This window comes from Streptomyces sp. ATexAB-D23, assembly GCF_000373645.1.
GTDB classification, from domain to species: domain Bacteria; phylum Actinomycetota; class Actinomycetes; order Streptomycetales; family Streptomycetaceae; genus Streptomyces; species Streptomyces castrisilvae.
This window is the reverse complement of sequence record NZ_KB892001.1, coordinates 501,940-525,185: the sequence shown is the minus strand read 5'-3', so window position 1 is coordinate 525,185 and position 23,246 is coordinate 501,940. Positions and strand designations below refer to the sequence as shown.

Sequence of the window (23,246 nt, the reverse complement as noted above, 5' to 3'; positions counted from 1 at the left end):
CCTTAGCCCTGGCCCCGGTCCAGGTAGGCCAGGACAGCCAGAACGCGGCGGTTGTCGTCGTCGGACGGGGGCAGGCCGAGCTTCCCGAAGATGTTCGAGGTGTGCTTGGCCACCGCCCGCTCCGTGATCACCATCTGCGAGGCGATCGCCGCGTTCGACCGGCCCTGGGCCATCAGCTCCATGACCTCCCGCTCGCGCGGCGTCAGACCGCCCATCGGCTTGTCCTGCGAACGCCGCGTCAGCAGCTGCGAGATGACCTGCGGGTCCATCGCCGTCCCGCCCGCCGCCACCCGGCGCACCGCGTCGATGAACTGGTCGGCGTCGAAGACCCGGTCCTTGAGCAGATAGCCGATCCCGCCGTTGCCGTCCGCCAGCAGCTCGCGCGCGTACAGCTGCTCCACGTGCTGGGAGAGCACGAGCACCGGCAGACCGGGCCTCGCGCGCCGGGCCGCCAGCGCGCACTGCAATCCCTCGTCCGTGTGGGACGGCGGAAGCCGGACGTCGACAACGGCGACATCCGGCTCCAACTCGGCAAAGGCCCTGGTCAGTTCGGGCCCGGTCTCGACGGCGGCCGCGATCTCGAAGTCGTACGCCTCAAGCATGCGGACCAGGCCGTCGCGCAGCAGGAAGAGATCTTCGGCTAGGACAACTCGCAAGGGATCTCCATGGTCACCATGGTGGGACCGCCCGCGGGGCTGCTGACGGCCATGATGCCGTCGAATGTACCGAGCCGGCGTTCGATTCCGCTCAGGCCCGAGCCCGCGCCGACCGTCGCGCCGCCCTTCCCGTTGTCCGTCACCGAGAACCTGAGCGCCCCCTCGCCGTGGTGCAGGTCCACCCAGATCCGCTCGGCGCCCGAGTGCTTCACCGCGTTCGTCAGCGCCTCGCTGACCGCGAAGTACGCCGCCGACTCGACCGGCGCCTCGGCCCGGCCGGCCAGCTCCACGTCCACCTCGCACGGGATCGGCAGCCGCAGCGCCAGCGCCTTCACCGCGTCCCCGAGCCCGCGCTCGGCCAGTACCGGCGGGTGGATGCCCCGGACCAGGTCACGCAGCTCGGTCAGCGCCTCGGCCGAGGACTCACGGGCCATCGCCAGGAGCTTCTTCGCCTGCTCCGGGTCCTTCTCGATGAGCGCCTCGACGGTGCCCAGATTCATGCCCATGGCGACAAGCCTGGCCTGCGCCCCGTCGTGCAGGTCCCGCTCGATGCGGCGCAGCTCGGACGCGGCCGTGTCGACCGCCTCGTGCCGGGTCTCGGTCAACCGCTCGATGCGCTGCGCGAGTTCACGCTCGTGGGTGGGGGCGAGGACCGAGCGGGCGATCATGAAGTGGGCCCGCAGCAGGGGATTGCTCAGGAAGACGCCGGCCGTGAACAGCACCACGCCCAGCGCGGCGGCGAGCAGAGCCGTCCCCTGGCTGTCGACCGGGACGAACGCGTACCAGTACCGGTCGTCCGTGTAGACCCGCCACAGCCCCGCCGCCAGGACGATCCCCTCCACCGGGTAGAGCATCAGCGCCGACGCCAGCACGGCCACCGTATAGCCGGCCGTCATGTCGACCAGCAGCCACTGGATGTCCCGCCAGGTCGCCGGGTCCTTCAGCATCAGCGTGGTCCGCTCCACCTGCCCGGTGAAGCCGCTGCGCACATCCTTCGGGAACGGGCGGTACGGGACCGGGATGCGCACGTTCGACCAGGTGATCGCCATCAGCCGGCGCTGGTTGGCGTGCTTGCGGACGGCCTCCAGCACCTGCGGGGTGGTGACCAGGCCGATGCCCAGCGGGATGAAGGCGATCGAGAGCACCGTCAGCACGAAGAGTGTGATGGACCCCGCCAGCGCGACGACAGACAGCACCAGCCCGCGCCCCGCGGCCAGCAGTGCCGACCTGACCCGTCCCATTTTCGCGTCCATCACGGTCCCTCTTCCCCTCGCCGGGGCCTCGTGCCGGCCCCGGTCCGCACACAGTCTGACCCGTCGGGCACCGCGGGCGTCAGCCGCTTCCCCACCCGATGGGGGTGTACCCAGCACCACCCCGCTGACCTCGCCCTACGTCTCGCCGGGCGGGGGGTTCAGCGGCTGGGGCGGCGGCCGGCGCCTTCCTAGATTCGAGGAGCAACGTCGGACATCCAGCAACAGGGGGCGAACCCGCCATGAGGCGTAACCTCGCGGCACGTATCGGTGTGTGGAGCGCACACCATCGCAAGACGGCCATTTTCGGCTGGCTGCTCTTCGTCGTACTCGCCGCGGGCATCGGCGGAGCTTCGGGCATGGTCGAGATGACCGACGCGGAGAACGGCGCCGGCGACTCGGCCCGCGCCGAACAGATCCTCTCCGACGCGGGTCTCGGCCACCGGGCCGGCGAACTCGTCATGGTGTCGGCGGCCGAGCCCGACGGCTGGCGGACCGCCGCGCGGGAGCTGACCGCCGCCCTCGACAGGACCGGCGAGGTCACGGGCCTGGCGGACCCGGTCCGCTCCGAGGACGGCAAGGACGCGCTGATCACCTTCGAGATGAAGGGCGACGCGGGCACCGCGTCCGACCGGGTGCAGCCGGTGCTCGACGCCGTGGCGGGGGTGGAGGAGAAGCGGCCGGACGTCACCATCCACCAGTTCGGCGACGCCAGCGCCGGCAAGTGGCTCGGCGACCTGCTCTCCGAGGACTTCAAGAAGGCCGAGTTCACCGCCGTACCCCTGGCCCTGGGCATCCTGCTCGTCGCGTTCGGAGCCGTCGTCGCGGCCCTGCTGCCCGTAGGGCTGGCCCTCACCGCGTGCATGGCGGCCTTCGGACTGCTCTCGCTGGCCAGCCACCAGCTGCACCTCTTCCAGACCACGTACTCCGTGATGTTCCTGATGGGCTTCGCCGTCGGCGTCGACTACTGCCTGTTCTACCTGCGGCGCGAACGCGACGAGCGGGCCGCCGGACGCGACGCCGAGACCGCCCTGCGCATCGCCGCCGCCACCAGCGGCCGGGCCGTGCTGGTCTCCGGGCTCACCGTGATGGTCGCGATGGCCGGGATGTTCCTGTCCGGGCTGATGCTCTTCAAGGGCTTCGCCCTCGCCACGATCATCGTCGTCCTCATCGCCATGCTGGGCTCCGTGACGGTGCTGCCCGCCCTGCTGTCCTGGCTGGGCGACCGGGTCGACGCGGGCAGGGTGCCGCTGCTGAACCGGCGCGGCAAGCGGGGCGGCAAGCAGAGCGGCCGATTCGCCGGCCGGCTGCTGCGGCCTGTCCTGAGGAGCCCGAAGTTCTTCGCCGCCGCCTCCGTCGCCGTCCTGCTCGCGCTCGCCGTGCCCGCCATCGGCATGAAGACCGAGTCCCTCGGCCTGGAGAAGCAGTTCGGCTCGGACTCCGCGCTGTCCGTCGCCTACCGCCACATCAGCGACACCTTCCCCGGCGGCCCCGCCCCCGCCCAGGTCGTCGTCGAGGCCGACGACATCACGGCCCCCGCCGTCCGCAAGGCCCTCGCCGGCTTCGACCACGTCACCGTGCACCGGGCGCAGAACGTCGCCGAGATCGAGGTCCCGCTGCCGGACGGGAAGGACGGCCTCGCCGAACTGCGCGAGGAGCGGCTGCCCGCCGCCTTCGGCTCGACCGGCGCCCGCGCCTACGTCACCGGTGAGGTGGCCGGGTCCGTCGACTTCAACGACCAGCTGAAGCGCGGCATCGCCCCCGTCTTCCTCTTCATCACCGCGGTGACGTTCCTGCTGATGCTGTTCTGCTTCCGGTCGTACGTCATCGCCGTCACCTCGATCCTGCTCAACCTGCTCTCGGTGGCCGCCGCGTACGGGGTGATGACCGCCGTCTTCCAGCACGGCTGGGGCGCCGGCCTGATCGGCTCGGAAGGCGTCGGCGCGGTCGAGGCATGGATGCCGCTGTTCGTCCTCGTCGTCCTGTTCGGCCTTTCGATGGACTACCACGTCTTCGTGGTCTCCCGGATCCGCGAGGCGCACGGCCGCGGGCTCGCCACCCCGGCCGCGATCGACGAGGGCATCCGGCGCACGGCCGGGGCGGTGACCGGCGCCGCCGTGATCATGGTGGCGGTGTTCTCGGTCTTCGCGACCCTCTCGATGCAGGACATGCAGCAGATGGGCGTCGGCCTGGCCGCCGCCGTACTGCTGGACGCCACGATCGTACGGATGGTGCTGCTGCCCTCCGTGATGGCGATGCTCGGCGAGCGCAACTGGCGCACCCCGCGCGGCCTCGGCCGGCTGCGGGCCATGGACCACGGCGAACCGGAGCCGGCCGCCCCCGCCACCCCGGTGGGACCCGGGGTGCGCGGCTGACCCCGGACGGACCGGACGGGCTCCGGCCCCGGCGCACCGCACCGGGGCCGGAGCCCGTCGTGTTCACACGAGCGCTCAGGGGGCGTACTTGTACCCCACCCGCCGCACCGTCTGGATCGAACGGCGGTGCTCGGCGCCGAGCTTGCGGCGCAGCCGGGCGATGTGGACATCGACGGTGCGCCCGTCGCCCACGTGCCCGTACCCCCAGACCGTGGTCACCAACTGATCGCGGGTGTGCACCCGGTGGGGGTGCGCCACCAGATGGGCGAGGAGCTCGAACTCCAGGTAGGTGAGGTCCAGCAGCTGCCCGTTCACCGACGCGGAGCGCTGGACGGGGTCGATGGTCACCGGCCCGCCCGCCGCGTCCACCGGCTGCTCCGGCACCGTGTACTGGGCGGCGGCGGCAGCGAAGGCCGGCTGCTGGTCGGCGGGCACGAGCACCAGGTAACCGACCATCGGCGGCCGGCCCGGCAGAGTGGGCAGGGTGTGCTGAGGAGCCGGCAGCCAGGTCGCGTCCGGTGTGAGGAACGCGGATACGTCGGCCTGCTGGACGACCTCGTCGGGGGCGACGGCACGCAGCCGGTGCCGGCTCAGGGACTGGGAACGGACGGATGCGGTCGCAGCGGCCACCGCCGGCGCTGCGGTGGCAGCGGCTGCGGCGGAGAAGGAACGGGTGTTCGCCATGAGGGGTCAGCTCTTTCGCGCGAAGGAGTCGTCTGTGGACGGACTTGCTGCGTGCGCGCAGACCGGAGGCCGGGTGAGCGGCTTCAGAGGGCCGGCGCGTTCAGCGCGCGGCAACACACCCGGTCGAAGTCGTGATGCTGACGGGAGGGCCAGAACGGCTCGAGGTCGCTGCGACCTGCCGAGGTGTGCGGGTAACTGGCCATGCCCCCATTCAACCAGAGAACGGCACCCCGGAGCAGACCTCTTCCACCCGTCGATACCGACCCTTTGCGTTACGTTCCTCACGCCGGCCCGGAACCGGCCCCGCCGCCCACCCGGAACCGGCCCCTCCAGCCGGTCGGGGTCCGTCACCCACTGACAACGCCGGAGGGGGCGCCCACCGGACCTCCGGTGGGCGCCCCCTCGTTACTACGGGCGTCGGTGCCTGGGCTCAGACCTGGCCGGCCTTCTCCAGCGCCGTGCAGCAGGTGTCCACGATCAGCCGCGTGACGACGTACGGGTCGACGTTGGCGTTCGGGCGGCGGTCCTCGATGTAGCCCTTGCGGTCCTGCTCGACCTGCCACGGGATGCGGACCGAGGCGCCGCGGTCGGAGACGCCGTAGCTGTACTCGTTCCACGGGGCGGTCTCGTGCAGTCCGGTCAGCCGGTCGTCGATGCCCGCGCCGTAGTTCTTGACGTGGTCCATCGGCTTCGAGCCCTCGCCCAGCGACTCGCACGCGGTGATGATCGCGTCGTAGCCCTCGCGCATCGCCCTGGTGGAGAAGTTGGTGTGCGCGCCCGCGCCGTTCCAGTCGCCCTTGACCGGCTTCGGGTCGAGGGTCGCGGAGACGTCGAAGTCCTCGGCGGTGCGGTAGAGCAGCCAGCGGGCGATCCACAGCTGGTCGGAGACCTCCAGCGGGGACAGCGGGCCCACCTGGAACTCCCACTGGCCCGGCATGACCTCGGCGTTGATGCCGGAGATGCCCAGGCCCGCCTTCAGGCAGTTGTCGAGGTGCTTCTCGACGATCTCGCGGCCGAAGATCTCGTCCGCGCCGACGCCGCAGTAGTAGCCGCCCTGCGCGGCCGGGAAGCCGCCCTCGGGGAAGCCGAGCGGCCGGTGGCCGTCGAAGAACGTGTACTCCTGCTCGATGCCGAAGATCGCCTCCTGCCCGGCGAACCGCTCGGCGACCGGACGCAGCAGTGCCCGCGTGTTGGAGGCGTGCGGGGTCATGTCGATGTCGAAGACCTCGCACAGGACCAGGACGTCGTCACCGCCGCGGATCGGGTCCGGACAGGTGAAGACCGGCTTCAGCACCCGGTCCGAGGCGTGGCCCTCGGCCTGGCTGGTGCTCGACCCGTCGAAGCCCCAGACGGGCAGCCGGGCCACGTCGGACGACGGGGCACCGGGCATGATCCTGGTCTTGGAACGGAGCTTGGCGGTCGGCTCGGTGCCGTCGATCCAGATGTACTCAGCCTTGAACGTCACGGAAGCCATCCTTTGCGGGTGCTGCGGTGTATGCGACGCAGCTTCGCAAGGCGCGATTTCCCGACCGTTGCCCTCGTGTGAACCCCGTGTTACCGGGGTTTCCCGGCCGGACAGCCCTTGGCGCGGGCCTCATCCCTCCCGGTGCCGGAGCAGATGCGCGAAGCCCGCGCCGCTGATCCGCCGCCGCAGTTCCGGCTCGCTGGTGCCCAGCGCCCGCGCGGCGACGGGCAGCCGCCAGTCCGCGTCGGCCAGCCGCCGCAGCAGATATCCGCGCCGGATCTGCGCCTCGGACAGCCGGAACGTCTTCAGATACGCCACCCGCCCCTTGTGGTCGGTGACCGTCTCGCCGATGTGCTGCCCGGTCCCGTCGCGTACGAACGGGGGCAGGAACCGCCACAGCGTGAACCCGCCCATCCGGTAGACCCGTTCGAAGCCGTACGAGGTGTCCAGCAGCTCCCGAGCGAAGAGCGTGTCGTGCGCCTCGGCCCACGCACGCTCCTGCTCCCGCGCGGCCGCCCGCAGCCCCGCCAACGTCCGCAACCCGGGCCCGTCCGCGATGCGCGCCCCGAACTCCGGTACCGGCGCCCCGTACATCGCGTACTGGTGGACCAGCTCACCGAACAGGTCCTCCACGAGCGTGGGGTGCAGCAGCCGGTAGTCGTCCGGGTGGGGGACGACGAAGGCGGCGGCCAGGGCGTCGGCGGCGTACACCAGCACCCCGCACTGGCCCGGATGGATCTCGAACGCCCGCAGCGCGTCCCCGAGCCCGCGCACCGACCGGCCCAGGTACGCGTCCTCGGCACGCGGCGAGAGCCCGTCGCGCAGCGCCTGCCGCGACCACTCCTCCCAGGCCGTCGAGGGACCGCCGAAGTGCAGCGCGAGATAGCCCTCCAACGCCAGGTGCAGCGGCAGGAATCGCAGCCGGTCACCGGCCTGCCGCTTGGCGAGCCGGTGATGGCGGTGGCGCGGCAGCCGCAGGACCCGGGGCGGCTCGCCGGCCCGGCCCCGCCCGTCGTCGGCGCCGAGCTGCGTCCCGTACGCGGCACCGGCCGCCCCCTCACCGGACCAGTCGGCGACGAACCCGTGCGGAATGTACGAGGTGTCATGCGTACGCGGCCCCACCCGCACCGCCCCGGTCCCGCCTCCCGCGTACACCTCCCGGTGCAGCCGCAGCCCCTCGACGGGACGCTCACGCACCAGCGGCACCAGCCGGATGCCGCCCCACACCTGCGAGGGGCGGACGGCCAGTCCGGTCGGCTCCAGCCGGTTCACCGCGCCCCTCCCGTCTCCGTGAACCGGGCGGCCCGCCGGTCCAGATACGCGTACAGCTCGGCGGACCCGGTGCGTCCCTCGGAGAACCGCGCGATCTCCACCAGCGCCGGCAGGTCCTCGGCGTCCCGGATACCGGCGGTCGGCACGCTCGCCGACAGCCGCCGGACGTCAAATCCGTCCGCGTCGTATACGGGGTTCACGTGCACCACCGCCGTACGCCGGTCCGGGTCGATCCGGGCCCGCCACACCCGCAGCACCTCACCCGCGAGCCCCGGCGGGGCGTTGTCCCAGCCGTCCGAGACGATGACCAGCCGGTCGGGGCCGTGCTCCAGCGCGTCGACGACCCGGGTGCCGAGCGGGGTCGGCCCCCACGGCACGACTAAGGGCTGTCCCGCAATTCCTGGCGGATCAGCGCGCGGCGTCAGATGCGGTGCATCGCAAGGCGGAGAGGCGCCCGCATACTGGATGTATTCGGGCGTTTCGACAACGCGGCGAGGTGCCGTAGCTGACGTCGTGCGCCCGCCAGGAATTGCGGGACAGCCCTTAGCAGCGGATCGCTGGTCCCGGTCGTCCACAGCGGGGTGTACGCGCCGGGCGCGGCGAGCGCCTCCAGCAGGAAATGGCAGGCCAGCGCCACGGCGAGCGGCCGGCGCCGCTTCTCGCCCGAACCGGACGAGGAGTAGCTGTCGTCCAGGACGGCGGCCACCCGCCCCCAGCTCCCGGCATGCGGACCCGCCGCGCGGCGGGCGGCGGTGCGCAGCGCCCCGGTCAGCTCCTCGCGGCGACGCGCACGCGCCTGTCGGTCCAGCGACAGGACGTACAGCGCGAGCCGGGTCAGCGGCATCACCGTCAGATCGACGCCCGCCGGCAGATCCGGCGGACCGTCCACACGCTCCCCCTGGGTGCGCAGCCGCTCCAGCCGGGTCATCCGGGGCACCATCCGCTCCACGAACGCCTCCCGCCTCATCCCGTGCCGGGCCGCGAACCCCTCGGCCACGGTGAACGGCAGCTCGCCGACCGCGCCCTGCTCGTAGTGCGCGCGGCGCCAGGCGTCCAGCAGCCGGTGCGCGTAACGCGGCAGCGACCCCGGCCGGAACAGGAACGCGCCCAGCTCACCGTCGGGCGCGGCGCCGGTGCCCAGGCCGTCGAGCCGCAGGTGGGCGTGGCGGACGGCGGTCTTCAGCCCCGCCCGGTACTTCACGGCGTCGTGCGCCGTGTCCGGCCGCGCGGCCAGCCAGTCCCGCATGATCGCGCGGGTGCGCCGGTTGTTGACCCGGGCCGCGCGCAGCTCCCGGAACAGCCGGTAGACCCGCTGCGGCGGCAGCTTCGCCAGCCGCGCCGCGATCAGCGCCCCCTCGGCGCGCCTCTCCTCCACCGAGGCGTCGGCCGCGTGCTCCAGCAGGCCGCGCACGATGCGTGCGGCGTTGTGGTCGTTGATGTCCAGGGCGAGCGAAGCGGCGTACACCCGGCGGTAGTTGACCCGCACGTACGCGTGCAGGAAGTCCAGCGAGAGCCGCTGCCGGTTTGCCTGGGTGCGGAACTCGCGCTGTCCGGTGGCGGTGATCGCGGCGTTGACGAAGAGGAGTACGTCCTCCGCGGCGACGAGACCGGCACGGCCCTCGGCCCCGGTCGTGGTTCCGGTCGTCATGTTGTGTGTCCCCCGTGGCGTTCCGGACGGCGGTACGCGCGCCCGGAAGCCGGCCGGGGAATGAGGGGGCGAGCAGCGAAATATTTGCTTTACAGGCAAGTCCCGGAAGTCGCCCCGGAGTCCCGCGGCCGGCCCCGCCAACGTAGCCTTCCGGCCCGGCGCCCCGCCACCGCATTGCCCGGCGCCCCGCCACCGCAATGCCCGGCGGCCGGGGCGTCGGCCCGGGGGCCCCGCGGGTGCGCCGGGGCCGCCGGGCGATGTGGTGGCGGGGCTGCCGCGATCCGGTCCGCGCCGGGCCGCCGGGCGATGCGGTGGTGGGGCCGCGATCCGGTCCGCGCCGGGGCCGGTGCCCGGGTCGCACGGGCGCACCGGTACCGCCGCTGCCCCGCCCGCACCGGGCACACTGGTTCCATGACGACACCCGAGACCCCCCTGCGCATCGGCCTGGCAGGCACCGGCCCCTGGGCCCGGAACACTCAGGCCCCCGCCCTCGCCGCCCATCCCGGCGCCGTGCTCAGCGGAGTGTGGGGCCGCCGCGCCGAGGCCGCCGCTGAACTGGCCGCCGCGCACGACGCCCCCGCCTACTCCGGCGACACGGGGCTCGACGAGCTGTTCGCCGCGAGCGACGCCATCGCGTTCGCGCTGCCGCCGGACGTACAGGCCCCGCTGGCCGCCCGCGCCGCCGCGGCCGGCTGCCACCTGATCATGGACAAGCCGGTCGCCACCACGGTCGACGGAGCCCGGCTGGTCGCCGAGGCGGCCGAGCAGGCCCGGGTCGCCTCCGTCCTCTTCTGCACGCTGCGGTTCGCGCCCCGGACCTCGGCCTGGATCGCCGAACAGGGCGCGGTGGGCGACTGGTTCACCGCCCGCGCGGAGTGGATCGGCGCGCTGTGGGCCCCCGGGGCGGACAGCGAGTACGCCGCCTCCCCCTGGCGCCGCGAGCGGGGCGGCCTGTGGGACGTCGGCCCGCACGCCCTCTCGGTCCTGATCCCGCTCCTGGGCGACGTCACCGGACTCACCGCCGCCCGGGGCCCCTCCGACGTCCACCACCTCGTCCTGCGCCACACCTCGGGAGCCTCCAGCACGGTGACCCTCGCCCTGGGCGCCCCGGTCGCCGCGACCGGGGTGGAGGTCGTGCTCAGGGGCGAGCACGGCGTGGCCGAACTGCCGAAGTGGGACGGCGCGGTGGAGGCGTTCGCGGCGGCGGTGGACGCGCTGATCACCTCGGTGCGCACGGGCGAGGCCCACCCCTGCGACGTACGCTTCGGCCTCCGCCTCACCGAACTGCTGGCCGAGGCGGAGGCGCTGGCGGGCACGGGGGAGTAGCGGCGGCTGCTCAGCGGCCCATCGCGTCCCGGACCGCCTCGTCGGTGCGGGCGACGACGGCGGTACCGTCCTGCGCCGTGATGATGGGCCGCTGGATCAGCTTCGGGTGATCGGCGAGCGCGGTGATCCACCGCTCCCGGGCCTCCGCGTCGCGCGGCCAGTCCTTGAGGCCCAGCTCCTTCGCGTCCGCCTCCTGGGTCCGCGCGATGTCCCACGGTTCGAGCCCGAGCCGGTCGAGCACGGCCCGGATCTCCTCGGGCGAAGGCACGTCCTCCAGGTAACGGCGGACCGTGTAGTCGGCCCCCTCGGCGTCGAGCAGCCGCACCGCGCTGCGGCACTTGGAACAGGCGGGATTGATCCAGATCTCCATGGGGCCAAAGGTACGGGACGGACGCGCGGAAGACCCACGAAAACCCCTCTGGCCAGGGGCGATTGTCAGTGCCCGGCGGTAAAATGGGGGGTAGTTCGTGAGGGTTCCCAGGAGTACCGCCACCGCGCCAGGAGGTTGCCCATGGCCGTTGCCGCAGTCACGACCGAGCCGCTGACCAAGACGCCGCCGACCAAGACCCCGTTCCAGCCCCTGAGGAAGAAGCCGCTCCCCGCCGGCCGCCCCCGCGAGTGGTATGTCTCGCACAACCGCCGCCTCAAGGCGATGCGCCTGGCCATCGCCCTGCTGGACTCCGGCGTCTACCTCCCGTCCAGTGCGAACAACGCCCGGATACGCACGACCGCCGAGCGCCTCGGCATCCACCCGCCGTCCGACACCACCTGCCGCATGGTCCGCGCCCTCATCCGCTACGGCCGCTGACCGAAGGGACGGGCGCCGACCGAAGGGGCGGGCGCCCCCGCGCAACCGTGGGGGCGCCCGCCCGTCGTCTCAGTACCCGTCACACGTGGCCGTGGCGAACGCCCCGGAGGCCGAGTCCGTGCGCCGCGTACCGTCGTCCACGGTCACCGCGCAGGAGACGTCCCCACCGCCCCGGCCCACGCTGACGACGAACGAGCCCCCGCTCATGAACCCCTTCGTGTCCAGTTCCCCGGCCCACGGCAGCGACCGCAGCGCCAGCCGCCCGGTCGACAGCTCCTCGCCCCGCCAGGTGCTGTACGTCAGCACCACGTCCTGGGCGGACCCCGTGACCTCGTAGCGGATGTGCACGGTCCGCGAGCCCTCCGAGCGGATCACGTCGGAGAGCACCGCCCAGGCCGCGCCCGCGGCGAGGGCCAGCAGCACGGCGATCATCAGCAGCACCCAGGGCCACATCCGCCGCGGGGGAGGCGGCGGCGGGACCGGGTTGCCGGGGGGCGCCTGCTCACTCATCCCCCCAGCTTCGGCGCATCCTCCCTGCACCGCGACCCCGCCGCCGCCCTTTCTCCGCCGTCCGGCCTACAGATCCGGCCTACAGATCCGGCTTACAGATAGGGGCGGGTGATCAGCTCGATCGCGTGACCGGCGGGGTCCTTGAAGTAGACGCCCCGCCCGCCGTGCCCGGTGTTGGTCTCCCCGGGCCGCGTCATCTGCGGATCGGCCCAGTGCTCGATCCCGCCCTCGGTGAGCCGCTGGTAGGCCCGGTCGAACAGTTCGTCGTCGATGAGGAACGCGTAGTGCTGCATCTGGATCTCGACCGGCGGCTCGGCGAACTGGAGCAGCACGCCGTCGGGGAGCTGAATGTTGACGAACGGCCCCCAGGAGGGAGCCTCGTCGACCTCCAGCAGTTCACGGAAGAACCGCGCGGACGCGTGGCGGTCCTTGGAGGCGATGATGGTGTGATTGAACGAAACGGACATGGGTGAACGACCTCGTGATCTCTTCGTGGCTCGGCACAGTGGGAAACGCACGCTGTACGAGCCCGGGGAGGTCCCCGTGCCAGGCATACGGAACGCGCCGCGAGGCGCGTCCGGAGGGGGCTCAGCCCACCACCGGGTAGCCGTTCCGTGAATGGCCTACAGCCGGTCCGGTGTTCACGGGCACGATCTTAGCGCCTGTCCGGCGGATCTTCGCGGGCCCGCGACGCCTGGCACGCACTCTCGCCGCGCGCCCGAATCACCCAAGTACGTCCAGTACGAGGGCGATTCTGGCGCACGCCGATAGCACGCACCAGACGCCGCGGGCTGATCCACGAAGATCCGCCGGACAGGCCCTGAGGGCCACGGCCGGGGCAGGTACAGTTGTCTGGCGCCAGGGACCACGCGTACGCGTGTGTGTACATTCCACGCCCCACGGGGCGGAGCCGAGGAACGCGCCCGAAATTCCGGTGGGAGAGAGAGCGAGCGAGCGGATGACGACGACGCCCCGCAACGCCGCCTGCCCGCCGTGACCCGTCACCCCTGAGCCCCGGCTCCACCCGGCACGCCGCCCCGCGCCTCCGCACCCCTCTCGTCCCCGCACGTGCCCCCGTACGCCCGCACGCTCCCAGCGACCGGGCGCGCCCGACCGACAGGTACGCCCTCTTGTCTGCTTCTGCGCTCTCCTCCACAGCACGGCTGCGTTCCCTCCGACCGGACTGGCTCTCCGACCCCAAGGTGTGGCGTACGGAGGTCCTCGCCGGTCTGGTCGTCGCGCTCGCCCTGATCCCGGAGGCGATCTCGTTCTCGATCATTGCCGGGGTGGACCCCGCGATCGGCCTGTTCGCCTCCTTCACGATGGCGGTCACGATCTCGGTCGTCGGCGGCCGGCGCGCGATGATCTCCGCAGCGACGGGCGCGGTCGCCCTGGTCATCGCCCCGCTGAACCGCGAGCACGGCTTCGGCTACCTGATCGCGGCCGTGATCCTGGCCGGCCTCTTCCAGATCGTGCTGGGGGCCCTCGGCGTCGCCAGGCTGATGCGGTTCGTCCCGCGCTCCGTGATGGTCGGCTTCGTCAACGCCCTCGCCATCCTGATCTTCATGGCGCAGGTGCCCGAGATGCACGACGTGCCCTGGGCGGTGTACCCGCTGATCGCCGGCGGCCTGCTGCTGATGGTGTTCTTCCCGAAGGTCACCCGGGTGGTCCCGGCGCCCCTGGTCTCCATCGCCGTCCTCACCACCATCACCCTGGCGGCGGGCATCGCGGTCCCGAGCGTCGGCGACAAGGGCGACCTGCCCTCCTCGCTGCCGGTCCCCGGCCTGCCCGACGTGCCGTTCACCCTGGACACCCTGACGACCGTCGCCCCCTACGCCCTGGCGATGGCCCTGGTCGGCCTCATGGAATCCCTGATGACCGCCCAGCTGGTCGACGACATCACCGACACCCGCTCCAACAAGACCCGCGAGTCCATCGGCCAGGGCATCGCCAACATCGTCACCGGCTTCTTCGGCGGCATGGGCGGCTGCGCCATGATCGGCCAGACAATGATCAACGTGCGGGTCTCCGGGGCCCGCACCCGCCTCTCCACCTTCCTCGCCGGCTCCTTCCTGATGGTGCTCTGCATCGCCTTCGGCCCGATCGTCTCCGACATCCCGATGGCGGCGCTGGTCGCGGTCATGGTGATGGTCTCGTTCGCGACGTTCGACTGGCACTCCATCGCCCCGAAGACCCTCCGCCGGCTGCCGGTGGGCGAAACGACGGTCATGGTCATCACCGTCGCCATCGTGGTCGCCACGTCCAACCTCGCCATCGGCGTCGTCGTCGGCTCCGTCACCGCGATGGTCATCTTCGCCCGCCGCGTCGCACACCTGGCGGACGTCACCGCGGTCACCGACCCCGACGGCGGCCAGGTCGTCTACTCCGTCACCGGCGAACTCTTCTTCGCCTCCTCCAACGACCTGGTCACCCGCTTCGCCTACGCCACCGACCCGGACAAGGTCGTCATCGACCTCTCCGCCACCCACATCTGGGACGCCTCATCGGTCGCCGCCCTGGACGCGATCGAGACGAAGTACGCCCAGCGCGGCAAGACCGTCGAGATCGTGGGCCTCAACCCGCCGAGCGCCGCCCTGCACGGCACCCTGAGCGGAGAGCTGACGGGCGGGCACTGAGCTACTCGGCGCCCGCCGCGCCCTCCCCGGCCACCCGCGTGAAGGCGAGGAGCAGGCTGGGAAGGGCGACGGCGGCCGATATCAGGAAGATCGCCTGCGGGTTCCACCACAGCACGATCACCGAAGCGGCCGTGAACCCGCAGACGCTGATGAAGTTGTCGATCATCGTGTCGATGCCCTCGACCCGGCCGAGATACGCGGCCGGAATCCTGCTCATGTACAGGGACGTCACCGACACGTTGTACGGGGCGTTGGCGAGGGCGCTGATGGCGACACCGACTCCCAGCACGTAGATGTTCGGCGCCACACCCATGACCACCTGTGCCACGCACAGCCCCAGCATCGACAGTGCCATGAGCCGCCCCAGGAACGCCTGTTTCGCCAGCGCGGTGGCCAGCACCGCGGCGATCACGGCGACCGCTCCGTTCAGCGAGTAGATGTACCCGAGAGCCGAGGCGTGCAGCGCGAAGGTGCGTGCGACGACGAAGATCAGCCCGTAGCTCGTGCAGGCGGTCAGGAACGCGATCCCGTAGGACGCGAGCAGCAGCGCACGGATGTCCTTGCTCCGCCGGATGATCCTGACGCCGTCGGTGAAGTCCGCCCAGTGCCCGCCGCCCCTCTCGTCCTCCTCGCCCGCCGCCCGCCCGGCGTCCACCGGCTGCGGCCCCGGCGCCCTCAGCACCCCGCGCAGGCACCGGAGGATCACGGCGGACACGATGAAGGACGCGCTGTCGAGGGCGAAGGCGAGACTCGCGGAGCCGGTCGCCAGGGTGATCGCGGCGAGGGACGGCCCCACGATCTGCACGACCCACTGCCCGGTCTCCATGAACCCGTTGGCGCGCGGCAACCGCTCCTCGCTCACCAGCCGCGGCAGCAGCGAGAACGACGAACTGTTGAAGAAGACGCCGACGCCGTTGCCCACCGCGATCAGAACGAGAGCGGGAACCGTACGGGAATCGAGCGCGCACCACGCGAGCCCGAGCCCCACCCCCGTACGGACCAGGTCGGAAGCGATGAGCACGGTGTACTTGTCGTAGCGGTCCGCGACGACACCGGACAGGCCGCCGAGCAGCATCCCGGGCAGATTCGCCAGCAGCACCACGAGCAGCCGGGCACCGGTGGAGCCCGAAGTGGCGTTGAAGATCCATACGTTGACGGCGAGGAGCCGGAAGGCGTCGCCCAGGGCCGACACGACGAACGACGTGTAGAAGAGACCGAAGGCCGCGTGAGTCCTTCGATCCTGGACGTCCTCCGCGCCCGTGCCGGCTTGTACGGTCATCGAGTCCCCGCCCCCAGGCGCCGGCCGGCATCTTGACGACGCACAGCATGTCCATGGCGGGAAGCCGCCGCAATCGAATTAGGTGGGCGACCCTCCGCGAGTCGACCCGAGACCCTGGGTCAGACACGGCCCAGGAGCGCCTGCACCGCCGAAGGCCCGGTGAAGTCCTGCGCCAGAGCATCCATCAGCACCTCGTCGCAGACCTGGCCGAGCCAGTATCCGGCCTCGCGCAGCTTTCCCGCTGGCTGGAACCCGGCGCGCTCGTACGCCTTGAGCCCGGCCGCGTTCGGAGCCAGCACCTTGAGCCACACCATGCGCAGGTTGGCCACGTGGAACGCGTAGTCGAGGGTCAGGCGAGTCGCTTCGGTGCCGAGGCCGCGTCCACGGGCTTCGCGCGCCAGCATGACGACGAACTCGGCGGTGCGTACGGAATCGTCGGGCAGCAGAGTGGTGACGCCGACCGGGACGGGCTCGGTGCCGGCCAGGTCGTAGACGGTGAAGCGGGTGTTCGATCCCCGGAGCTGGTGCTGCATCCCTTCGGCGCGGGCCTCCAAGGACTCGGGGGCCTGGCGGCCGTAGCCGATCATCAGGGTGAGGTCCTGCTCCCATTTCCAGTACGTCTCGACCAGATCGGCGCGGTAGGAGCCGAGGCCGCAGGTCTTGGTGGTCAGCCACAGAGCCGGCTCAGTCATGGGTATCTCCGATCATCAAGACGGGCGTGTAGAGGAACGTGGACGGCGGTTCGGCTACGGGAACTCCTTCGCCAGTCTGGACCCATGCGTGCAGGCGTACGGGGTCCGGCGCGACGCCGTGGCACCAGACGACAGACCGGCGCCGGAGGGCGAGGAGAAGCACGGCGGCGGCCGACTCTTCCAGACAGGCGGTTCGGGCGGGAGAGAACCAGGCGGCCCGGCGCACGGCGAGGACAGCACGCTCGGCCTGCTCGGGGGTGGCGGGGTGTGTGGTTGTTGACGTCGCTGTGCGTATGACATCGATGAGGCGTCGCATGGCGGTTTCCTTCTTCCCCGCTGCTTTCACCGCCAGGACGCCGGCGAGGACGGCGGCTGCGGTGGAGCTCCATGCGCTGTGGGGGACAGTGAGGCCGGCGGGGTGCTCGGTGCTGCCCCAACTCGCCTTCGGAGCGGTCGACGGGGCAGGCTCTGCAGGGATCAGACAGCGCACGCCGCCGGTGTCGTAGTTGATGACGACCTGTACGTGACCGAAGTCCACGGACCGCTCCATCACTCCACCTTTCCGGGGACACGAGCGACCCACACGGGCTCGGGAGCGTGGATGAGGGCGTGCAACCAGGCGTCGGCGGCCAAGGCCTGCTCGATGTGCGCGAGTGGCATAGGCGCCCCGGCGGCGGCCCGGAGGATCTGGTCACGGAAGCGCTTCGCGTCGATCAGGCCGAGCGAGGCCAGGTTCATGCCCCCGGTGGCGAGCAGTCCGGGAAGCGCGGCGCGCAGTCCGCCGTAGTGGTCTGCCTCGAAGGCGCCCTTCGTGGTACGGGCTGCTAGTTCGGCGGGGAGCAGATCTGCGAACGCCCGCGTCAGCACCGGCTTGTAGGCGTAGAGCGGGGGGCGCCGGCCCAGCGGGGTCCGTAGCACCGCGTCGACCACGGAGGCGTCCAGGAACGGATTGTGCAGCTCGATTCCGCAGGCGTCGGCCAGTTCGGCATCGGCCACCGCCGTGCGCGCCACCTCCCGGATCTCGTCCACGAGGATGCGCACTGAGGCGTCCGGACCCGGCAGCGGGTCGGGCTCGGCAGCGTAGCCCTCGGTGGCCTCGGTGAGGAGGCGTACGGCTGAGGGGTTTGCCCATGAGGGCACGGGGAGGGCGGAGAACCACCCGACATTCTCCCGATTCTGCTTGACTCCGTTGCTCAATTCGGTGGCGACAGTTGTCAAGGCGTGCTCGCGAGTGGTGGTCGTCATCATCGCTGCGGAGCGAAGCAGCGGGGCGACGGCGGTGTGGCGAAGCCGAGCCCATCCGAGCGCGTCGCGGGCGGCGCGGATGTACCTGCGATGGCGCAGGAGGTCGGCAAGATGGGCCGGCGGCTGGAAGAGAATGCTGTCCCCGCCGTCGCCGGTCAGGTGGGTGCGGGTGCCGAGTTCCCGGCGCATCCAGCGGAATTGGGCCAGGAGCCGGATCTGCGTAAGCGTGGAAGGCGCGGGTTCGCCGGTCACGGGTATGTCGGTGAGCCCGGTGTACGGCCGGTGTTCATCGCCGAGCGGGAGGAGATGGTGGCGGAGCCTGCCGTGGAAGGCCGCAGCGGTGAGCCGAGCGTAACGGAGGTCGGCGCCGTCGAGGACGCCTCTGGGGTGGACGGTGACGGCGTTGACCGGGTCCGGCACGGCGCAGGAGGCGAGGACGGCGACCGTGGTGGAGTCGAGGCCACCGGAAAGGTCGCTGGACAGGGCCGGGTCGGTGTCGGCGCGGAGACGTACGGCGGCAGTGAGGGCGCTACGCAAGCGCAGGTGTGGCGGTGGTCCATTGAGGGGGTCGGGACACCACATGCTGCTGCACGTGTAGCGGTCTCCGGTGGCAGGGAGTTCGATGCGGCTGCCGGGTGGGAGCTGTTCGACTCCGGAGAAGTACGTACGGCCAGAAGCCAATGCGGGCACGGATGGGGCGAGGAACGCGCAGGCCAGGCGCCTTATGTCGATGCGCGCGTCCGCCAGGGCGGCAAGGTGGCGCGCCGATGTCGACCAGGCCCAGGTCCCGCGCCAGGCGACCGCGTACAGGGGGAGTGCGGCGGCCGGGTCGGTATGGAGGACAAGGCCGTGCTCCAGTTCCTCCAAGACCGCGTAGGTACCCGGCCACTGCCACGTCGCGTGGGTGGGGACAAGGCCGTCGGCGAGAGACTGCACCTCTTCAGCCGTGGCTCCGCACAAGCCGATGACATGGACGCGTCGGCCGGGCCGCTGGGCCGTGCGGACGGGGGCGCTGCCGAGTCGCCACAGAGAGGTCGTGGTGATGCTCTCCGCGCCGAGCGGCCGAGGAAGGTCGGGCCGGTTGGCGCTGAATCCGCCGATGGGCAACGTGTCCTCCAGGGTCAAAAGCGGGGAACGGCCCCAGCCCGAGGGCCAGGGCCGCGCCCGGTGCGACAGGGATCAGCAGTTGTACGCGCGGCGCTTGTCCTCCGACTGTCCGCCGCCTTGGCCCTCGGTCAGCTCAGCGACATCGCCAAGGTCGACCGCCACCGATTTCTTCTCGGGAGCGGTGTCGCTGTTCTCGTTGCAGGTGTCGATCATGGTGGTGCCCTCCTGTAAATGTGCGAGTGATGCCTGGTGGTGCACCCGCCCCGGGCTGGTGATGCGGCGGGGCGGAAGTCAGTGGGCTACCTTCCCGAACGTGTCGGCGAGGGCCGTGCGAGAACGGTGAGGATGGTGTCCGAGAGGACTGCCAATCGCTGTCTCACGGGATGAGCTGGAGGTTGTCTACGGACGTCGTCCACTCGACCCCGGATGCGGGCCGCACATGCGCGACACGAACAGTTCGTCCGTTTGTCCTCTCGTGGACGATCGCGGTGAGCTTGCCTTCGCCCCGGCTCGCGACGTCGCGGACTTGTCGATGCAGCCAGGGGTGGCCGTCTTCGTGGAAGAACGATCCGATGCCGACGGCGGTCATTGTGCGACCTCCTCGTCCGGCGGGTCGTTGTCCTCGAACTGGGCGAGGAACACCGCGAACCCTTCGTGGGCACGGGCTGTCAGGTCGGAGCTCGGGACGCCGTACTCCGGCTGCTCGTCGGCGGGGAGGGGCGTGGTCATCGCGCACTCCTGCGGGTGAGGGCTGGTGCAGCGGGCCGTACCACAGACAGGGCGTGGCCGCTGCTTCGGGGGAACCGCCCGGAGCGTCCTTCAACCTCCGGGGCGTATGACCAGTCAACGACCGTCGGGCGGCTGTGGACAGGAAAGGTCGCCGTCGAGGCGCCAACAGCCAACCGGAAAACTTTGCGTCCGTATTACCCGACGGCTGGTTCGGACGTACCGACCCGGCTACGTTCTGCCGCATGGGAGCGAACGTCATCCTGCGAGGCCGGATGGACGAACTTGGTCTGACGCAGGACGAATTAGCACGTCGGATGAACATCGCGCTCGACGAGCTCGGAGGGAGGCCGGGCGATGTGTCCGCGCGGACAGTGCGCAACCTTCTCAACGGCAGCACCCGCAGACCGATCGGCCGCACGTGTGCCGCACTTGAGGCGGTATTCGGCTGCCCTGTCGCGGATCTGGGGTTCGCCCCACCACGTACCGCCGTACAAGCGGAGGGCCCAGTGCACCGCCGTACTTTCCTTGTCGCAGCGACCGGAACCGTCGCGGCCGTTGCCACCTCGCCACGCCTCACGCGGTTGGGACAGTGCGACGCCGACCGGTTTCACCTGGAGTACACCGAGCTGCTGCGCGATGACTCGCGACTCGGCGGGGCGCGGAGGGTCGAGAACAGAGCCATCGAGCTCACGGCACGTATCCAGTCGTCGCTCGCCGGCGGTGGCGCCTCGGACCGCGTGCAGCGCCAGATGTACCGGCTCGCCTCCGATGCCATGTGTCTGGCGGCCTTCGCCGCCATCGACGCAAGCGCTCCACAGCGTGCCCGCTCCCACCTCGACAAAGCCCTCCCCCTCGCGGGTCTGGCGCGTGAGGGGGAGGGCATGTACCGCGTTTGGGATCACTTGATGCTCACCTCCAGCCAACGCGAGAACCACGCCGAGGCGGCGGCCGGCGCCGAGGTCATGAAGCGGTCCTCGACCGCCCGGCGGGACCCGCTGTATGCGTCGCTGGGACACATGCGGCACGCGAACGCCTTGGCGAGGTTGCATCAGCCCACCGAATCGCTGCGGGCCATGAGCTTCGCGGAGAAGGCATTCGGACGCGCCGACGATGTACGGCCCTCCGCGTGGATCTCGTTCTACGACTGGGCCGAATACAACGCCCTGGCGTCGTACGTCTGGACCGCACTGGGGGAACACGAGCGGGCCGAGTCCTGCCTCCACCACACTCTTGCGGGGATCCCCGACGACATGGTCCGGAACAAGGCCCTCTACACGGCGCACCTATCGCTTTCCCAGGCGAGGCAGGGAGAGGTGGAGCTTGCCGCCGGAACAGGACGCCGCGCGTACGAGATGCTGCTGCCGGCGTCCGGGTCGCTGCGCACGACGAGGACGCTCGCTGTCACTCGCCAAGTCATTGAGGCCACGGGCACGAAGGCGGCCGAGGTCGTGAGCTGGATCGAGGAGTCACGCCGATGGATCTGAAGACGCACACGCACGCCGATGCGCAGGACGTGCGTTCCTTGCTCCTGGACATACATGACGAGGTCTACGCGGACGAGCCCGACCCGTTTCACTCGCGCGAGCGGTTCTCGCACTACGTCGACCTGTGGTCCGGGCGCGAGAACTGGCTGTGCGTCTCGGGCTGGGAGGACGGCGGACCGATCGGGTACGCGTACGGTTCGAGGTTCAAGCCGGGCGGCTGGTGGAAGGGATCGGACCGGCCCAGGGATGTGCGCGGCCGGATCTTCGCCCTGTCCGAGCTGATGGTGGTACCCCAGTGGCAGGGGACCGGCCGGGCGCAGCAGATCCACGACGCACTGATCCGATCGGTCGAGGTCGACTTCGTGACGCTCCTGGTCGACTCCACCCACCCGAGGGTGCAGGCCCTGTACGAGAAGTGGGGCTACGAGAAGCGGGACGGGGCCAAGCCCTCCGACGACTCCCCGCTGTACGCGGTCATGGTCAGAACGCTGCGAGAGAGTTAGCGAAGAGCCCTGCCACTCTCCGTGAAGAGTGGCAGGGCTCTGGCTCCGGCGTGGCCGCGCCGGTACGCCATCAGGTTCCGACCGGCGGTGCGGGCGCGTTCGGGCCGCGCGATTTAGAGGTCGAAGTACAGCTCGAACTCGTGCGGGTGCGGGCGCAGCTGGATCGGGGCGATCTCGTGGGTGCGCTTGTAGTCGATCCACGTCTCGATCAGGTCGGACGTGAAGACGCCGCCCGCCTGGAGGTACTCGTTGTCCGCCTCCAGGGCGTCCAGGACGGCCGGGAGGGAGGTCGGGACCTGCTGGACGTTGGCGTGCTCCTCGGGAGCCAGCTCGTAGAGGTCCTTGTCGATCGGCTCGGCGGGCTCGATCTTGTTCTTGATGCCGTCCAGGCCGGCCATCAGGAGGGCCGAGAAGGCCAGGTACGGGTTGGACGACGGGTCCGGGGCGCGGAACTCGACGCGCTTGGCCTTCGGGTTGGAGCCGGTGATCGGGATGCGCATCGCGGCGGAGCGGTTGCGCTGCGAGTACACCATGTTGACCGGGGCCTCGAAGCCGGGGACCAGGCGGTGGTAGGAGTTCACCGTCGGGTTGGTGAAGGCCAGCAGCGACGGGGCGTGCTTCAGGATGCCGCCGATGTAGTAGCGCGCCATGTCCGAGAGGCCCGCGTAGCCCTGCTCGTCGTAGAACAGCGGGTCGCCGCCGGCCCACAGGGACTGGTGGACGTGCATGCCCGAGCCGTTGTCGCCGAAGATCGGCTTCGGCATGAAGGTCGCGGTCTTGCCGTTGCGCCAGGCGACGTTCTTCACGATGTACTTGAAGAGCATCAGGTCGTCGGCCGCGGCGAGCAGCGTGTTGAACTTGTAGTTGATCTCGGCCTGGCCGCCGGTGCCGACCTCGTGGTGCTGGCGCTCGATCTGAAGGCCGCTGTTCTCCAGCTCCAGGGACATCTCGGCGCGCAGGTCGGCGAAGTGGTCGACCGGCGAGACGGGGAAGTAACCGCCCTTGTAGCGGACCTTGTAACCGCGGTTGTTCTCGATCGCACCGGTGTTCCAGGCGCCGGCCTCGGAGTCGATGTGGTAGAAGCTCTCGTTCGCCGACGTCTGGAAGCGGACGTTGTCGAAGACGTAGAACTCGGCCTCCGGGCCGAAGTACGCGGTGTCGGCGATGCCGGTCGAGGCGAGGTAGGCCTCGGCCTTCTTGGCCACGTTCCGCGGGTCACGGCTGTACTGCTCGCCGGTGATCGGGTCGTGGATGAAGAAGTTGATGTTGATGGTCTTGTCGCGGCGGAAGGGGTCGACGCGGGCGGTCGACAGGTCCGCGCGCAGCGCCATGTCGGACTCGTGGATGGCCTGGAAGCCGCGGATCGACGAGCCGTCGAAGGCAAGCTCGTCGGCCGGGTTGAAGGTCGCCGCCGGCACGGTGACGTGCTGCATCACACCGGGCAGGTCACAGAACCGGACATCGATGAACTTGACGTCGTTGTCGGCGATGAACTTCTTCGCGTCGTCGGCGTTCTGGAACATCCAACTCCTCCTACTCCCGGCCCGGGAGGGACGGGGTTGCAGCTCGTTGTGTGA

At 70.8% G+C, this 23,246-nt stretch carries 22 protein-coding genes and 2 pseudogenes; 6 read left to right on the top strand and 18 right to left on the bottom strand.

Going from position 1 to position 23,246, the window contains the following annotated elements; genetic code table 11:
* Nucleotides 1-2: 2 nt before the first annotated feature.
* A complete protein-coding gene (locus B082_RS0102290) occupies nt 3-656 on the bottom strand; it encodes a LuxR C-terminal-related transcriptional regulator (RefSeq protein WP_026249341.1) in 654 nt (217 codons plus the stop codon).
* Complete coding sequence (locus B082_RS0102285; protein ID WP_026249340.1) at nt 641-1,909, bottom strand: sensor histidine kinase; 1,269 nt, start codon at nt 1,907-1,909, stop codon at nt 641-643. The genes B082_RS0102290 and B082_RS0102285 overlap by 16 nt, the downstream gene beginning before the upstream one ends.
* Nucleotides 1,910-2,148: 239 nt before the next feature.
* Between B082_RS0102285 and B082_RS0102280 the strand changes: the two genes are divergently transcribed.
* On the top strand, nt 2,149-4,281 hold the full coding sequence (locus B082_RS0102280) for an MMPL family transporter (RefSeq protein ID WP_199783739.1): 2,133 nt from the start codon (nt 2,149-2,151) through the stop codon (nt 4,279-4,281).
* Between the two features lie 75 nt (nt 4,282-4,356).
* Here B082_RS0102280 and B082_RS0102275 read toward each other — a convergent pair whose 3' ends face one another.
* The 5 genes and pseudogenes from B082_RS0102275 to B082_RS35425 all read right to left on the bottom strand — a co-directional run.
* On the bottom strand, nt 4,357-4,965 hold the full coding sequence (locus tag B082_RS0102275) for a winged helix-turn-helix domain-containing protein (RefSeq protein ID WP_018550198.1): 609 nt from the start codon (nt 4,963-4,965) through the stop codon (nt 4,357-4,359).
* A gap of 430 nt (nt 4,966-5,395) precedes the next feature.
* Complete coding sequence (gene glnII / locus B082_RS0102270) at nt 5,396-6,430, bottom strand: glutamine synthetase (protein ID WP_018550197.1); 1,035 nt, start codon at nt 6,428-6,430, stop codon at nt 5,396-5,398.
* 129 nt (nt 6,431-6,559) lie between these two features.
* Entirely contained in the window at nt 6,560-7,702 is a 1,143-nt protein-coding gene (locus B082_RS0102265; protein WP_018550196.1) for an ARPP-2 domain-containing protein, read from the bottom strand.
* Nucleotides 7,699-8,085, bottom strand: a pseudogene (locus tag B082_RS35430) (hypothetical protein); the annotation flags it as partial. The pseudogene B082_RS35430 and the gene B082_RS0102265, both read right to left, overlap by 4 nt.
* Nucleotides 8,086-8,247: 162 nt before the next feature.
* A pseudogene (locus B082_RS35425) lies at nt 8,248-9,350 on the bottom strand (hypothetical protein); the annotation flags it as partial.
* 411 nt (nt 9,351-9,761) lie between these two features.
* Between B082_RS35425 and B082_RS0102255 the strand changes: the two are divergent.
* Entirely contained in the window at nt 9,762-10,676 is a 915-nt protein-coding gene (locus B082_RS0102255; protein ID WP_018550195.1) for a Gfo/Idh/MocA family protein, read from the top strand.
* Between the two features lie 10 nt (nt 10,677-10,686).
* On the opposite strand, the gene B082_RS0102250 is transcribed toward B082_RS0102255, so the two are convergent.
* Nucleotides 10,687-11,046: an arsenate reductase family protein gene (locus B082_RS0102250; RefSeq protein WP_018550194.1), complete on the bottom strand. Its 360-nt coding sequence runs from the start codon at nt 11,044-11,046 to the stop codon at nt 10,687-10,689.
* Nucleotides 11,047-11,187: 141 nt separating this feature from the next.
* Here B082_RS0102250 and B082_RS0102245 point away from each other — a divergent pair, with 141 nt between their 5' ends.
* Nucleotides 11,188-11,484 carry a hypothetical protein gene (locus B082_RS0102245; RefSeq protein WP_018550193.1) on the top strand — a complete coding sequence of 99 codons (297 nt, stop codon included), beginning with the start codon at nt 11,188-11,190 and terminating at the stop codon, nt 11,482-11,484.
* A gap of 69 nt (nt 11,485-11,553) precedes the next feature.
* Here the strand turns inward: B082_RS0102245 and B082_RS0102240 are convergent, their stop codons facing one another.
* Together B082_RS0102240 and B082_RS0102235 are read right to left on the bottom strand one after the other, a co-directional pair.
* Nucleotides 11,554-11,994 (bottom strand): hypothetical protein, encoded by a 441-nt coding sequence (locus tag B082_RS0102240; protein ID WP_018550192.1) that lies wholly within the window; start codon nt 11,992-11,994, stop codon nt 11,554-11,556.
* 92 nt (nt 11,995-12,086) lie between these two features.
* Nucleotides 12,087-12,461 carry a VOC family protein gene (locus B082_RS0102235; RefSeq protein ID WP_018550191.1) on the bottom strand — a complete coding sequence of 125 codons (375 nt, stop codon included), beginning with the start codon at nt 12,459-12,461 and terminating at the stop codon, nt 12,087-12,089.
* A 663-nt stretch (nt 12,462-13,124) separates the two neighbouring features.
* Here B082_RS0102235 and B082_RS0102230 point away from each other — a divergent pair.
* Nucleotides 13,125-14,630: a SulP family inorganic anion transporter gene (locus tag B082_RS0102230; protein WP_026249339.1), complete on the top strand. Its 1,506-nt coding sequence runs from the start codon at nt 13,125-13,127 to the stop codon at nt 14,628-14,630.
* Between the two features lies 1 nt (nt 14,631).
* On the opposite strand, the gene B082_RS37680 is transcribed toward B082_RS0102230, so the two are convergent.
* The 7 genes from B082_RS37680 to B082_RS39400 all read right to left on the bottom strand — a co-directional run bounded on the left by B082_RS37680 (nt 14,632) and on the right by B082_RS39400 (nt 19,682).
* Nucleotides 14,632-15,909, bottom strand: coding sequence for an MFS transporter (locus B082_RS37680; protein ID WP_018550189.1), 1,278 nt, complete (start codon nt 15,907-15,909; stop codon nt 14,632-14,634).
* A 119-nt stretch (nt 15,910-16,028) separates the two neighbouring features.
* Nucleotides 16,029-16,601 carry a GNAT family N-acetyltransferase gene (locus tag B082_RS0102215; RefSeq protein WP_018550188.1) on the bottom strand — a complete coding sequence of 191 codons (573 nt, stop codon included), beginning with the start codon at nt 16,599-16,601 and terminating at the stop codon, nt 16,029-16,031.
* Complete coding sequence (locus B082_RS0102210; RefSeq protein WP_234018099.1) at nt 16,594-17,139, bottom strand: lasso peptide biosynthesis B2 protein; 546 nt, start codon at nt 17,137-17,139, stop codon at nt 16,594-16,596. The genes B082_RS0102215 and B082_RS0102210 overlap by 8 nt, the downstream gene beginning before the upstream one ends.
* Before the next feature lie 11 nt (nt 17,140-17,150).
* Nucleotides 17,151-18,953 carry an albusnodin/ikarugamycin family macrolactam cyclase gene (locus B082_RS0102205; RefSeq protein ID WP_037709235.1) on the bottom strand — a complete coding sequence of 601 codons (1,803 nt, stop codon included), beginning with the start codon at nt 18,951-18,953 and terminating at the stop codon, nt 17,151-17,153.
* A 72-nt stretch (nt 18,954-19,025) separates the two neighbouring features.
* Nucleotides 19,026-19,166, bottom strand: coding sequence for an albusnodin family lasso peptide (locus tag B082_RS38765; protein ID WP_018550185.1), 141 nt, complete (start codon nt 19,164-19,166; stop codon nt 19,026-19,028).
* Between the two features lie 163 nt (nt 19,167-19,329).
* Nucleotides 19,330-19,542 (bottom strand): hypothetical protein, encoded by a 213-nt coding sequence (locus B082_RS0102195; RefSeq protein ID WP_018550184.1) that lies wholly within the window; start codon nt 19,540-19,542, stop codon nt 19,330-19,332.
* On the bottom strand, nt 19,539-19,682 hold the full coding sequence (locus B082_RS39400; protein WP_018550183.1) for a hypothetical protein: 144 nt from the start codon (nt 19,680-19,682) through the stop codon (nt 19,539-19,541). Before B082_RS39400 ends, B082_RS0102195 begins: the two co-directional genes overlap by 4 nt.
* Before the next feature lie 242 nt (nt 19,683-19,924).
* Here B082_RS39400 and B082_RS39700 point away from each other — a divergent pair, with 242 nt between their 5' ends.
* Complete coding sequence (locus B082_RS39700; RefSeq protein ID WP_234018098.1) at nt 19,925-21,166, top strand: helix-turn-helix domain-containing protein; 1,242 nt, start codon at nt 19,925-19,927, stop codon at nt 21,164-21,166.
* Nucleotides 21,157-21,669 (top strand): GNAT family N-acetyltransferase, encoded by a 513-nt coding sequence (locus tag B082_RS0102180; RefSeq protein WP_018550181.1) that lies wholly within the window; start codon nt 21,157-21,159, stop codon nt 21,667-21,669. Before B082_RS39700 ends, B082_RS0102180 begins: the two co-directional genes overlap by 10 nt.
* Before the next feature lie 113 nt (nt 21,670-21,782).
* Here the strand turns inward: B082_RS0102180 and glnA are convergent, their stop codons facing one another.
* Nucleotides 21,783-23,192, bottom strand: a complete 1,410-nt coding sequence (glnA, locus tag B082_RS0102175) for a type I glutamate--ammonia ligase (RefSeq protein ID WP_018550180.1) — start codon at nt 23,190-23,192, stop codon at nt 21,783-21,785.
* Nucleotides 23,193-23,246: the final 54 nt, after the last annotated feature.

What these genes read in the sequence shown, in the direction of transcription:
- B082_RS37680 (WP_018550189.1), bottom strand. Translation starts at nt 15,909, where the DNA reads ATGACCGTACAAGCCGGCACGGGCGCGGAGGACGTCCAGGATCGAAGG.
- glnA (WP_018550180.1), bottom strand. Translation starts at nt 23,192, where the DNA reads ATGTTCCAGAACGCCGACGACGCGAAGAAGTTCATCGCCGACAACGAC.
- B082_RS0102285 (WP_026249340.1), bottom strand. Translation starts at nt 1,909, where the DNA reads ATGGACGCGAAAATGGGACGGGTCAGGTCGGCACTGCTGGCCGCGGGG.
- B082_RS39700 (WP_234018098.1), top strand. Translation starts at nt 19,925, where the DNA reads ATGGGAGCGAACGTCATCCTGCGAGGCCGGATGGACGAACTTGGTCTG.
- B082_RS38765 (WP_018550185.1), bottom strand. Translation starts at nt 19,166, where the DNA reads ATGATCGACACCTGCAACGAGAACAGCGACACCGCTCCCGAGAAGAAA.
- B082_RS0102255 (WP_018550195.1), top strand. Translation starts at nt 9,762, where the DNA reads ATGACGACACCCGAGACCCCCCTGCGCATCGGCCTGGCAGGCACCGGC.
- B082_RS0102250 (WP_018550194.1), bottom strand. Translation starts at nt 11,046, where the DNA reads ATGGAGATCTGGATCAATCCCGCCTGTTCCAAGTGCCGCAGCGCGGTG.
- B082_RS0102240 (WP_018550192.1), bottom strand. Translation starts at nt 11,994, where the DNA reads ATGAGTGAGCAGGCGCCCCCCGGCAACCCGGTCCCGCCGCCGCCTCCC.
- B082_RS0102235 (WP_018550191.1), bottom strand. Translation starts at nt 12,461, where the DNA reads ATGTCCGTTTCGTTCAATCACACCATCATCGCCTCCAAGGACCGCCAC.
- B082_RS0102245 (WP_018550193.1), top strand. Translation starts at nt 11,188, where the DNA reads ATGGCCGTTGCCGCAGTCACGACCGAGCCGCTGACCAAGACGCCGCCG.
- B082_RS0102180 (WP_018550181.1), top strand. Translation starts at nt 21,157, where the DNA reads ATGGATCTGAAGACGCACACGCACGCCGATGCGCAGGACGTGCGTTCC.
- B082_RS0102280 (WP_199783739.1), top strand. Translation starts at nt 2,149, where the DNA reads ATGAGGCGTAACCTCGCGGCACGTATCGGTGTGTGGAGCGCACACCAT.
- B082_RS39400 (WP_018550183.1), bottom strand. Translation starts at nt 19,682, where the DNA reads ATGACCACGCCCCTCCCCGCCGACGAGCAGCCGGAGTACGGCGTCCCG.
- B082_RS0102195 (WP_018550184.1), bottom strand. Translation starts at nt 19,542, where the DNA reads ATGACCGCCGTCGGCATCGGATCGTTCTTCCACGAAGACGGCCACCCC.
- B082_RS0102215 (WP_018550188.1), bottom strand. Translation starts at nt 16,601, where the DNA reads ATGACTGAGCCGGCTCTGTGGCTGACCACCAAGACCTGCGGCCTCGGC.
- B082_RS0102275 (WP_018550198.1), bottom strand. Translation starts at nt 4,965, where the DNA reads ATGGCGAACACCCGTTCCTTCTCCGCCGCAGCCGCTGCCACCGCAGCG.